Origin of the sequence: Micromonospora sp. NPDC049114 (assembly GCF_040648635.1) — a bacterium.
Lineage (GTDB): Bacteria > Actinomycetota > Actinomycetes > Mycobacteriales > Micromonosporaceae > Micromonospora.
The window spans coordinates 813972-826060 of the sequence record NZ_JBEZEA010000002.1; the positions used below are offsets into that span (position 1 = coordinate 813972).

Consider the following 12089-nt stretch of genomic DNA (forward strand, 5'->3'; position numbering starts at 1 on the left):
GCGGCTTCCCGCCGGCCCGCACCGGGTCACTTGTCGGCCTGCGCGTCGCAGAGCACGTCGATCTGCACGACCCTCGACGTGCCCGCACGCACCGACTGCTGTTGGCTGCTGTTCAGGTCGTCATCGAGGTAGTCCACGGCCTTGGTCCGGTCCCGGATCTCGTACACCGTCACCCGACAGGTGCCGGTGTCCGAGTCGGTGCCCTGGCCGGTGGCCAGGTAGTCGTAGAACAGGTACGACAGGTCCGTGCCGCCGGGGCTCAGGGTGAGCCCCGGCGCGGTGACCGCGGGCACGCCCTCGCCGGCCGGCCCGAGGTAGGACCGACCTTCGCCGTTCGAGTACGCCGTCTTGACCAGCGTGAATCCCTCCACCCGCACGCGGTCGGCGTACCGCTGGGTCTCGTTGCCGTCGTCGCCGCAGCCCGCCGTGGTGACGGCCAGCAGCGTGGCCGTCACCGCGAGCAGAGCCCGGCGGGGCACCGACGTCAGGAACACGTGAACACTCCGGAGTAACAGACCAGCCGATCGGCCGTCTGATAGTAGCGACCGATGCTCGTGGCGTAGACCGTCGCCCGCGGGCCCAGATCACCACCCTGCCCCACAGCGTCGTTGTAGTTGCGCTCGCCGACGTTGTAGATCCCGGCACCCACCTGCTGCGGCGTCCACTTCTCCTTCATTCCGGCGGTGGCGGTCCGCTCCGCCATGGCGGTGGTGTCCTTCAGCCGGTACGCCGTCACCTTGATGGAGAGGTCGTTGTGCCAGATCAGCGAGGACCAGTCGAGGTCGCCCAGGGCCTCCGGGTGATTCGTCTTGGTCTGCTCGAACGCTTCCTGCTGGATGTTGCCCCAACCGATCGACGGAGGGTTCGCCTGCTCACCCTTCTTGAAGCCCGTCACGTTGCCGACGAACTCCTTCAACGGGCCGTAGATGCCCAACTTGTCGGCCACCACGCTGGCCGCCTGCACGTTCTGGTCGATCGACGCGTACTTCTCGGAGTTGCCGACCTCGGCCATCAGCACCGCGAGCAGCCACCGCGGGTCGATGTCCGCCTCCTGGGCCGACTCGACGGCCATCAGCAGCCACGCCGCCGGACCACTCGGGTTGCGCCACATCGTCGCCCCGACGACCTTGCGATACTGCTTCTCCCAGTCCTTCGTCTTGGTCAGTCGCGGTGGACGACGTCCACCCCAGCCGTTGAGCACGGGATCCCGAGCCAGCCGCTTGCGGTTCTCGACGTCATGCAGGATGTCCTGCTGGTACTCCTGCATCGAGACGCCCTCCGGGATGGTGCCCGTCGGGTCGGAGGCCGTCACCGGCGAGTTGTTCGCGTACGCGTAGGCGTGGAACTGCTGCGGGTCCTTGAGGTCCTGGACCGGGTCCACCGACACGAAGCGGCCGAGGCCGGGATCGTAGTCGCGGGCGCCGATGTGGGTCATGCCGGTCGGGTCCTTGTCGCCGCCGACGAAACCCTTCGAGTTGCGCCACTGTGGCTGGCTGCCACGGGGATCGCCGTAGGGGGTCTGCCGCCGGACGGAGACCTGCTGGCTGAGCACGTCGACGCTGACCTGCTGAGTGCCCTGGTGATCGGAGTAGAGCCAGGTCAGTCCGTTGGCGTCCCGGCTGGCCACGGTCCGGCCGCTGAAGGTGTAGTACCGGACGGCGGACGTCGTCGAGTTGCTGGCCCGCCGGATCTCCTGGCCCGGCAGGTAGAGGGTGGTGCCGGTGGCGTCCCGGCGGACGAGCCGGTTGCCGTCGACGTCGTACACGTTCGACTCGACGGACTGACCAGCAGTGCTCACGCTGACCAGCTTGCCCTCGCTGTTCCAGCTCAACGCCTGGGAGTTGGTGTAGGCCGCGTCGCAGGTGTTGGCGGTGGTACCCGTCGGGCGACAGGTCATGTTGCCGGTGCTGTCGTATCCGTACCGGGTCGTCACCGCGGCGCCGGCGTTGATGGCAGTACTCACCGAATCCAGTCCGTGCGGGCGGACCTGGTCCTTGCCGCTGGCGGGCACCCCGTAGGTGCGGACCGTGTCACCGCCCGCGGTGTGCACGGTCTCGGTACGACGGTTGCCGATGTCGTCGATCTTCCACTCGTGCCAGTACGGGGCCGGGCCGCCCAGGTTCGCCGTCGAAGGCGCCGTCGCGCAGGCGACCCCGGCCTTCGGCGACCACGCCGAGGTCAACCGGCGCAGCGAGTCGTAGCCGAAGCACTGGCTGTCCGCCGAACCCACCTGCGGCGCGTCCGCGACCGCGAGGATGTTCCCGGCGGCGTCGTAGCCATAGCTCGTGTCCTGCACCGTTCCGGCTGCCGTCTCGGGCTGCACCTTGTACCGCTCGAGCCGGCGGGTGGTCAGGTCGTAGTACGCCGCGTCCTCGACGTAGACCCCGCCGTTGATCTTCCGGGTGGTGACCGTCGGCTCGCCGTAGGCGGTGTACTGCTGGCCGATCACGTAGGCGCCCACGTTGATCAGGTTGGTGTCCAGTCCGCTGGGCAGACCTGTCGTGGCGTCGTACCGGGTGGTCACCGTCTCGGTGGTCAACCCGTTGGCGCCGGGCAGCGTCACCGAGGTCGCGTCGCCCGTGTAGGGCGAGTAGCCGAAGCCGTAGTTGTACGTTCCGGCGATGCCGGTGCCTTCCACGCCCGGAACCACGTACTGCGCACCGGTGGGCTGGTAGCGGTCGTTGTAGCCGTTCACCCGGTAGGTGTACGCGTTCGCCGAACCCGCGGGCTCGTAGCGGATGCTCTGGCCCAGCTGGCCCCGCAATGTCTGACCGGTGTACAGCCGGTCGTACTTCCACTCGGCCCGCTTCGTGCCGGCCGAGATCAGGTCGTCGTACATGCCGATCTTGCGGCCGAGCTTGTCGTATTCGTAGACGAGTACCTCACCACGGGCGTCGGTGCTCTTCACCAGGTCGCCGTAGTCGTTGTACTCGCTCAGGCTCGTGCCCTTGTCCGGATCGGTGGTGGCGGTCTTGCGCCCCCGGATGTCAACCGTGTACCGCCACTCGTTGCCCAGCGAATCGGTGACGGTACGCAGCTCTCCCTTGCGGTCGTAGGCGTAGCGCGTCGTCACCGTGCTGGACCCGAGCTGGCGAAGTTCGACGGTACGACCCAGGGCGTCCACCACGGTCGTGGTCGGTACGCCTCCTGAGGGCGGAGTGACGGTCGTGGCGTCACCGAGGTGCTCGGTGGTGGTGCGCCACTTCTCCACCAGGTTCGTCACCCCGTCGGTGCCGAAGAAGATCTGGTCGGTGGCCCGGGAGGCGCCGTCGAACACGGTCTTCGTCAGCGCGGGAACAGACCACTCCGGCTCCCACCAGAGCGCGCCCGACGGCGTGCCCGGTTCGGCGTGGGCCGAGTAGGTGGTGACCGCCCGGCCGGCCTTGTCGTACAGGGTGTCGGTCACGACCCGACCACCGCCCACGGCCGCCGTCTGGACCTGTCGGGCCCGTAGCAGCGCGTCGAAGATCTGGTAGGACGTGGTGTACCCGCCGCCAGCGTGCAACGTCCGGCTGGTGGTGTAGGGGTAGGCGTTCCGCGCCGCGGCGAAGGTGTAGTCGTATCGCGCCGAAGGACTGTTCGGGTGGTCGGCCTTCGCCCAGCCGATCTTCCAGACCTGTGCGGTACGGCCGAGGGCGTCGTACTCGATGTCGGTGACCCGCCCGTTGGGATCGGTGGTACGCACCGGCGAACCCCGGTACGGCTCCGACTCGATGGTGCTGACCCAGCCGCTGCCGCCGTTGGGGTCCGCGGTGGTCGTGGTCAGCTTCCGCAGCGGTCCACCGGAAGCCGGTAGGTACGCCTTTGTGGTGACGTTGCCCCGATCGTCGGTGCTTCGGGTCAGCCGTCCGAAGGCGTCATGGGCGGACTCGCTGCTGACCCGCCAGACCGTGCCGCTGGCGCTCGACCAGTCCTTCAGGCTCTCCACCTTGGTCACCAGCCCCTTGGTCGGGGCGGTGCCGACACTCGTCGCGCCGTCGTAGTAGCTCCGCTCGTCCGAGATGACGTCGTCGGGCCCGGCCGGCGCCACCCCGCAGGCCAGCGCCGTGACTGTGGTCTGCTTGACGGTCTCGACGAGATTCGCGGCGGTGTTGCGGTTGTAGCTGTACGTGGTGCACTTCTCGTCGCCGGTCTTCGCCGTGTCCCCGTCCTCCTGGGTCCAGGTCGTTGTGCCGTAGGTGTCGTCGAAGCGGGACTCCGACCGGGTGGTGCGCCATCCCTTGGCCCCGTCCACCCCGAGCGCGGTGGCCGAGTAGGTGGTCATCGTCCGGGTGAACCGGGCGGTGACCGTGTCCCCGTTGATCGTGCGGGAGGCCAGTGCGGGTGACATCCAGGGCACGTTGACGGTCTTGCTGACCGGCTTGGTGCTGACGCCGTTGTAGGTCACCTGCTCGCGGACCAGGCCGGCGAACTGGTCCTCGTCGTACACCGTCTCGCTGCCCAGCGACGCGCCGACCGGGACGGTCCGCGAGCCGCCCGAGATGGTCGCGCGGTCTCCGTGCATGCCGCGCAGGTACGTGGTGCGGGTCAGCGTCTGGTTCGGCGCGTCGCCGGTTCGGGTCTCGACAGTCGCGTACCCCCGGAACTGGCTCCACGTCTTGCGCTTCGGCTTGACCAGGCCGTCGTCGTCGGCGTAGTGCCAGGCCGGCGTGCCCACGTAGGTGTAGAAGGTGTTCTTCACCGGCTGCCCGTGGTCGGTGCCGTTCACCATCACCATCAGGTCGGACTCGGAAATCTGGGTGACCACGTACTTGTGCCACCACTCGGTGATGTCCGGGCCGTCCGGGTCGTACGGGTCGGCGCCGATGACGGGATAGCACCGCTTCGTGTTGTCGTAGGTCGTCGCGGGGAGGTTGCCCGACGAGCAGTCCGGAAGGCTGTAGGTGACCTGGATCTTGGCACCGGTCTCGGTGACGATGTTGCCGATGCGCATCCGGTTGTTGGTGGTGTTGTTCGACGTCAGCACGCGGTTGCGCAGAGCCACCGGCTCGAACGTCACGGGCGGCATGCCGACCGCCGTGCCGGCCAGGCCGGTGTGCGCGATCGCGCTCAGCCACATGCCGGCGTGGTCGCTGCCGTCACCGACTGCCGGATAGGTGTGCGTGAGGGTCCAGGAGTCCACGCCCTGCCAGGCCGGGGTGGTCTTGGTGGTGTCCCAGACCTGGGTGGTGATCTTCGACAGTCGCTTCGTCGACCAGTAGGTGGGTGAGTAGTTCTCCTTGCAGTTCGCCGCGGCGGCGGTGCACTCCTGGTCCCACGGCACGTCCTTCCAATGCGCCGCGTCGTGCGTGCCGCAGTCGGCGTCGCAGCGGTCGGCAGTGGTGAAGAGCACCTGGGCGGTCGGCGTCACGGACCGGTCGGCGGAGCCCCGGTCCCACGTGCCGTAGTCGATGCGCGTGAGCGTGCCGGCCCGAATGTAGGACGCCTTGTCGGTGTTGGTGGCGTTGCGCCCGTAGTAGTTGGTCTCGGTGCCGTACCAGTAGGACATCGTGTTGCCACGGGGGTCGACCACGTAGTCGAGGTTCCACCGCCAGGCCTGGTTGCAGAACGAGCCGGTGAAGGAGCTGCTGTGGCACGGCTCGCCGCTCTGGTTCCCGGCCACCGGCACGGTCCACGTCGAGTTGGTCTTGGCCGACTGGCCGGGCAGGCCGTGCAGGCCGAAGAAGTACTGGACACCGTCGGGCGTGGTGACCTTCCAGTACTCCCCGTTGTCGTCACCGTTGCTGCCGCCGGTGACCTTCTCGATCTTCGAACCGTCCTCGCTGCGGGTACGCCAGCCCTTGCCGGCCTCGTACACCAGCTCGGAGCCGCGCCCGTTCAACGACAGGGTGGCGTTGTCCGACCGCCAGCACTGGTCACCGGTCTTCTTGCTGCTGTTGCTGTTGGTCATGTCTTCGCCACAGCCGACGTACTTGCGCTCGATGTAGCCGCCCCACAGGTCGAATCCCTCACCAACCCAGGTCGGCTGGTTGTTGTCGACGCCGGACTTGCCATCCATCGCTGCCGACGAGTAGCTGAGGGAGAACGTCGGCACCGGGCCGGCGATCGCCGGGGGCATCTTCATCGGATACGACCAGTTGAAGTCGCCCGTCGCACCGCCTGCGGACCAGGTGGCTGACGGTGTGAGCGAGGTGGCGGTGTAGTCACCCTCAGACCCGGCGGCACCAGCCGCGAGCGCGACGAGAGTGGAGCCGGCGGAACGGGCACCGGGCGCCGCCACCGGCACGGGCACCTCCGCGCTCACCTGGCCGTCCTTGTTGACCGACGGCATCGGCGTGGCGACGCAGCCGGGCGCCGGCCGGTCCTGCAGGGCGCATTCGGGCACCTGCCACAGGCGCAGCCGGGACGACCAGCTGCCGCCGATGGCGTTGCGGAATTCGCGGTAGTCCACCGAGACCGCTGCGGCGCCGGAACCGGCTGCCGCGCCGCCCTCGGTCTTCGCGGCGGTGCCACTGACGCGCATCAGCAGGCCGTCACGCCACTGCTGCGGCACTGCGGAACGGTCGAGCAGCTCGACCGCCACCGCGCCGGTCCGCTCACCGCGCGGCCCGCCGGCCCGGCGCACCGTGACGGGCAGGGCGCCGGCGCGCACGGCGGGGGCGGCGCTCTGCCGCTGGCCCACGCCCGCTTCGGGCAGCGTGACTGTTGCCCGGCCGGGTTTCGGCCACACCGGAGCGGCGAGCTGGGCGTTGCGCGCCGCCTTCGCCGGCCACGCCCGCCCGGTGGCGGGCCCGCCGTCGGAATCCAACGCCTCCTGCTGGGCCGACAGGTGCGGTTTCGGTTTGGCCACCGCATCAGGCGGGGCCACCAGGACCGAGACGACCAGGGCACCGCTCAGCAGTGCCGCCGCGGCACGGTGCGAACCTGAACGTGATGTGGGCAGCATTGATCTATCCGGCGCCATCGCATCCCCCGTGATGAAGCTGAACCAGTTGGCGAACTGTAAGGTCTTGGGAACCGTCTGTCCATCCTGGTCACACAGGGTGATTCGGCCGAGGGCCGGCCGCCGGATCGCCAGCCGTGGCGGTCGTCCGCGCCTGCCGCGCGCGAGGATGTCGGCCGGACCGTACGGCGCACGTCAGCGTCCGTACGCGTTGCTTTCCGTCCAGTCGTGCACCGGAGTGAGCGGAACCGGCGCCGGCCGCTGCACCACAGTCGTCAGCTCGATCCGCCGGCCCTCGGCCGCCGAGGCGAGCAGCGAGGTCATCGTTTCGAGGACGTGCAGAGCGACGTCGCCGCCAGCGCGGGGCGACCGTTGACCGTCGGCGCTGACCAGATCGATCAGCCCGATGCCGCGGGAGCCCTCGACGTAACCGGCCCGCGGTTCGAGAACGCGCCACCCGGTGCCGCCCAGCGGAAAGACGCGAACGTCCCCGTCGAAGGTGTTCGGATCGGGTACGGCGAGCGTGCCGGTCTCTCCGTGCACCTCGATCGGCGCGGCAGTCGTCGCGACGCCGTCGAAGCTCGTGGTGATGGTGGAGAGCGCTCCGTTGGCATGCTCAAGCACACCTGTCACGTGAGTGTCCACCTGCGCCGGAATGCGCTGGCCGTTTCGGGGACCCGAGCCGATGACACGCTCGGCGCGCAGGCGGCTGGCCGCTCCGACGACCGCGCGAACCGGCCCGAGCAGGTGGATCAGCGCCGAGATGTAGTACGGCCCCATGTCCAGCAACGGCCCCCCGCCCGGGGCGTAGTAGAAGTCGGGGTGGGGATGCCAGCGCTCGTGCCCCGGTGTGACCATCACAGCCGTCGCCGACAGCGGGCGTCCGATGAGCCCCCCGTCGATCGCCGCCCGCGCCGTCTGCGTACCGGTGCCCAGGACGGTGTCCGGCGCGCACCCGATGTGGACGCCCGCCGAGGAGGCACGTTCGATGATCGAGCGACCGTCCGGGATCGTCACGGCCAGAGGCTTCTCGACGTACACGTTCCTGCCCGCCTCGATCGCGCCGAGTGAGATCTCGGCGTGCGCCGCGGGGATCGTGAGGTTGAGAACCGTCTGCACGTCCGGGCGAGCGAGCAGACGCTCGACGCCCATCGACTCGGCGCCGGGGATCGCGGCCGCCGCCGCGGCCGACCGGGAGGCGTCGAGGTCGGCCAGCGCGACGATGCTCACGGCCGGGTGGTTCGCGAGGGTGTCGAGGTACGCGCGGGAGATGACCCCGAGACCTACGATGCCGACGCGGTGCGGCTCGCCCACACCATCCCCCTCTCGATGACGGTACGAACGTTCGCGTGCTCCAGCACGTCGAGGCTGTGCCCCGGTGTCGTCACGACGACGCGCCCGGCACCCCAGCGCCGGGTCCAGATCGCCGGCGAGGTGACCGGCCGGTGCCATGGATGCCACGCCCGCGTGGGGTGGGTGGTGACGGCCAGGACGTCGATCAGGTCGTCGTGCAGCACCCAGTACTGCTCGGTGACCAGGTCGAAGTCCTCGATTCCCGCGGTGATCGGATGCTCCCGGCCGAGGTCGGTGATGCGCACGGTGTGCGGCAGGAAGTTGTCCTCCGGGCCGCCGTGACGCTCGCACGGCTCCTTACCGGGGTGGGTCGCGAACTGGCCGCCCACCAGATGCAGGTACTCCGACGACGCGCGGAACGCGTCCACGATCCCGCCGTGCCAGCCAGTGAAGCCCGTACCGGCGATGACCGCGGCGCTCAGGCCCGCCACCTCGTCCGCGGTGATCTGCGACATCGTCATGCACTGCACGACCAGGTCGGTGGCGGCCATCTCGGCGGCATCGGCGTAGATCTCCGTCGACTCCTCGACCCGTACGGCATAGCCGCTCCGTTCGAGGAAGGGGATGAACAACTCCGTCGCCTTGACCGGCTGGTGTCCCTCCCAGCCGCCCCGAACCACGAGTGCTCTCGGCTGCGCCACCCGCGCTCCCTTCCACGCTCCGTCGCCACCGGGCCGGTCGTTGCCGCCCCGACGGCGTCCCATCGGTGTCCGTGCTTGTCGAGCACAGAAACCGTACCCGTGGTCGCGGGCAAAAGCCGGAGTCGCGGAGCGGTCGCGGGGTGTGGACGGGGTCGCGCCGGTTCGGCCGGGGCCCATGTCGGGCCCCGACCGAACCTCAGATCGCGGACGTCACGATCACCACCGTGGCCGGTAGCAACGCCGTGGCGACCGCCGCGGACTGCACCAGCCGCCGTGGCCCGGGACGCCCCAGGTCACTCACGCTTCCACGACCGGCGAGAATCGCCACGACCAGTGGACCGGTGAACGCGCCGCCGAACACCAGCCCGCTCCACTGCGGAGCGACGTTGAGCAACGCCGCCACCAGCACCACCCAGGTCGTCGCCGACACCCGGAACGTGCTCCACATGAGCCCGGTGTCCAGACCCCAGATCATCGGCGGAACCCACCACGGGAGGTTCTCCCGATGGCCCAGCTCCTTGGACGTCTGTCGACGAAGCCCGGGGGCGTACGAGTCCGTCCGAATCGCGTGTACGTCGAAGCACGCCGCCACCAGTGCCGCCACGAGGCACAGCCCCACTGTGAGCTGGGCGTCGAGCCGCCCGGCGAACAGTGTGCCGACCTGGTACAGCGACGCGGTGACGAAGCCCGCCATGGCGATGTGCGCGACGGACAGCACGGCGACGAAGCGCAGACCGCTTCGGACGAGACGGGACGAGTCCCCTTGCACGAAGGGGCGGATGACTCCGATGAAGGACTGGCCTCAAGGGCTGAAGAGCTGGGCGAAGCCCGCCACCGCGGCGAGCGCGATCGTCCACAGAACTACCATACGTACCAGATCGAGCAGGCGAAGGGACCGGACCAGCACGAGGTCTTGCTCTTGCTGCACTCACCGCAGCCGTACGTGCGGCCGCCGCTGGTGCAGGTCCAGAATGTGCGGTAATAGCCTGACGGGCAGGTGTAGCGATCGGGTTCGACCGCGTAGTGGCACCGGGTGCAGCTGGCCAGCGAGCAGCAGGGCGACCCCAGGCAGTCGGCCACCGCCGGAGAGGCCTTCAGCACGGTGGCCAGGCCGGCGACGACCGCGGAGGCCGCGCCCATGAGCGCGAATCGGCGGCTGGGGCGGCGGTCGGTGAGCACCGCCGTCTCGGTCGGTGTCACACACTCCATCTGATCGGTCATAGCCGTACGGTTCCTTCCTTGGCGACGGGCAGGCGGGACGGGACGGTGCGGGGGTTCAACAGCGGTTGCAGCTGCCGGAATGAGGGCAGTGTCTGGGCCAGGAAGGCCTCACCCGAGCGGTAGAGGACCACCGACGGGACGGTGTCGATGCCGATCGCCCGTGCGACGTTCTCGTCGACATCGATGGTCGCCCGGTCGATCGGCATGTTCAGTCCTTCGAGCCAGGCGCGGCCCTCCTGCTCGGAATGCGCCTGCTGCAGGACGATCCACACCAGTTCCAGGTCTTTGCGGCGCAGGCCCTCCGCGATCGACCGGCAGGTCGTGCAGGACACGGACAGGAAGAGCAGCGCGAGATGCGGCTGCGCATCGAGCCGTGCCGGGAGCCCGACCAGGGAGGGCCTGATCGAGTCGTCCATCGGGATCGGGATCGGCGACGGGTTGTCTTCGAGCTTGAGGGACGTACGGATCAGTTCGAGGGTTTGATATTGGTCGATCAGCGCCAACACGCAGATCCCCATCAGCACGCTCAATGCGGCGACGACGACCCAGAGGAAGCCCATTGACTCTCCAACACTTTGAGGTAGCTCCAGCTCCGCAGGGCCAGAGGCAACAGCTGACGGACGACGGTCGCCAGGCACAGCACCAGCGCCGTCACCGCGACGGCGTCCGGACCGACGAGCAGATCCGATGAGTCGCGGTGCGCCGTCCAGGCGACGGCGAGCCAGATCGGGAGCAGCGCGAGCTGCGTCCAACCGAGCTTCGCCTCGGACCTGCCGCCGAAGCAGGCACAGCGCACCGAGGCGCCCCGTGCCAGCGCGATCGACGCCGCGCCTGCGAACGACGCGCCGAGCGCGACCACCAGGCCCGCGGTCACCCAGGAGCGCGGTGCGGTCAGCAGGAGGACCGCGGTGACCAGCTCCACGCCGCTGACCAGCAGGGCCAGGACGCGCGGACGCGGCATCCTGAGCGCGACGAGCGTGCGACGGAAGGCGATGGGCGCGGCGAGCTTCTGACCCGCCGTGTAGAGCAGGACAGCCGCCGCGACGATCCGCACCGTTGCGTCGATCATCGGCACCAGCTCAGGCCGGGACGACCGCGAGGACCTGGGCGTCGGCCAGTTCCGTGTCCAGGACGCAGACCCGCACACGCCGTGCGGTCCGCTTGTCGAGCAACGGCGAGGCGGCCAGCCGCTGGCCCGCGACCGCATAGCCGCTGCCGTCGCGCTTCGGCACTCCGGTCACCCAGTGCACCACCGGCACGGCGGCCACTGCGAGGTCGGGCCACAGGTCGGTCACGGTGACCAGGTCGCCCGGTCGTGGGGTGATCCCGTCCGGGAAGCCGGCGAACGGGACACGCTCCGCGGCCCGGATCGCGGTGCGGTTCGCCACCTTCGGCGTACCCACCACGGCGCCGCCGGCCGCCACCGCTGACACGCGGGCCAGCTCACCGCGCGAGCCGGCCTGTGCCGCATCCGTCCCCGGGTCGGCCGATGCCGACTCGCCCGTGACGGCCACGACAGCGACTGTCGATCCCACCACGGCACCAACGCGGAGGATCTGCCGCCGCGATAGTCCCTTTTCCTGGTTCATGCGTACTCCTCGGGTCTGGTCGATGAGGACGATCTACCGGTGTCGGCGCCCGAATCGAGCGCGAACCCGCGGGTCCGGAGCGACGCCGCGGCGGGACTGGGGGCTACTCGGTCGACCACCCCGCAGGGGTCGCCTCGACCGTGCTGCTGATCGACCCGCGGCGCTCCCCCAGTGCGCTCCGGATGGTCCTGACACGGCGGTGCTCTTCGAGGTGGTGACGACGGCGTCCGGAGGATCGGCAGCGTCGATGGTCTCCGGACATCGATGCTGCTCAGATCCACGTGCATCACCGTTTCAAGAGACCAATTCAGGGGTCCAGGCTTCGGCGGTGTTCTTGAACAGATCTTGACCGAAGCTGCCGCGACCCGTGGCGGCGCACCACGCCGGTCCGTCTGTTGTGGA

9 protein-coding genes are annotated in these 12089 nt (G+C 69.3%); all 9 read right to left on the reverse strand.

The window, feature by feature from the left end; all coding sequences use genetic code 11:
- Positions 1–26: 26 nt before the first annotated feature.
- A complete protein-coding gene (locus AB0B39_RS11215; RefSeq protein WP_357492841.1) occupies positions 27–494 on the reverse strand; it encodes a hypothetical protein in 468 nt (155 codons plus the stop codon).
- Positions 485–6790, reverse strand: a complete 6306-nt coding sequence (locus AB0B39_RS11220) for an RHS repeat-associated core domain-containing protein (RefSeq protein ID WP_357574210.1) — start codon at positions 6788–6790, stop codon at positions 485–487. Before AB0B39_RS11220 ends, AB0B39_RS11215 begins: the two co-directional genes overlap by 10 nt.
- A 288-nt stretch (positions 6791–7078) precedes the next feature.
- A complete protein-coding gene (locus AB0B39_RS11225) occupies positions 7079–8197 on the reverse strand; it encodes a Gfo/Idh/MocA family oxidoreductase (RefSeq protein WP_357574211.1) in 1119 nt (372 codons plus the stop codon).
- A complete protein-coding gene (locus AB0B39_RS11230) occupies positions 8167–8877 on the reverse strand; it encodes a ThuA domain-containing protein (protein WP_357574212.1) in 711 nt (236 codons plus the stop codon). The genes AB0B39_RS11225 and AB0B39_RS11230 overlap by 31 nt, the downstream gene beginning before the upstream one ends.
- A gap of 196 nt (positions 8878–9073) precedes the next feature.
- Positions 9074–9595 (reverse strand): hypothetical protein, encoded by a 522-nt coding sequence (locus AB0B39_RS11235; protein WP_357574213.1) that lies wholly within the window; start codon positions 9593–9595, stop codon positions 9074–9076.
- 143 nt (positions 9596–9738) lie between these two features.
- Complete coding sequence (locus tag AB0B39_RS11240) at positions 9739–10098, reverse strand: hypothetical protein (RefSeq protein WP_357492851.1); 360 nt, start codon at positions 10096–10098, stop codon at positions 9739–9741.
- On the reverse strand, positions 10095–10658 hold the full coding sequence (locus AB0B39_RS11245) for a hypothetical protein (protein WP_357492853.1): 564 nt from the start codon (positions 10656–10658) through the stop codon (positions 10095–10097). Before AB0B39_RS11245 ends, AB0B39_RS11240 begins: the two co-directional genes overlap by 4 nt.
- Positions 10625–11167, reverse strand: a complete 543-nt coding sequence (locus tag AB0B39_RS11250; RefSeq protein ID WP_357492855.1) for a MauE/DoxX family redox-associated membrane protein — start codon at positions 11165–11167, stop codon at positions 10625–10627. The genes AB0B39_RS11245 and AB0B39_RS11250 overlap by 34 nt, the downstream gene beginning before the upstream one ends.
- Before the next feature lie 10 nt (positions 11168–11177).
- Positions 11178–11612, reverse strand: a complete 435-nt coding sequence (locus AB0B39_RS11255) for a hypothetical protein (protein WP_357574214.1) — start codon at positions 11610–11612, stop codon at positions 11178–11180.
- Positions 11613–12089: the final 477 nt, after the last annotated feature.

Bases quoted from the DNA above. Each gene is read 5' to 3' on its own strand.
- AB0B39_RS11250 (WP_357492855.1), bottom strand. From the start codon at position 11,167: ATGATCGACGCAACGGTGCGGATCGTCGCGGCGGCTGTCCTGCTCTAC.
- AB0B39_RS11240 (WP_357492851.1), bottom strand. From the start codon at position 10,098: ATGACCGATCAGATGGAGTGTGTGACACCGACCGAGACGGCGGTGCTC.
- AB0B39_RS11245 (WP_357492853.1), bottom strand. From the start codon at position 10,658: ATGGGCTTCCTCTGGGTCGTCGTCGCCGCATTGAGCGTGCTGATGGGG.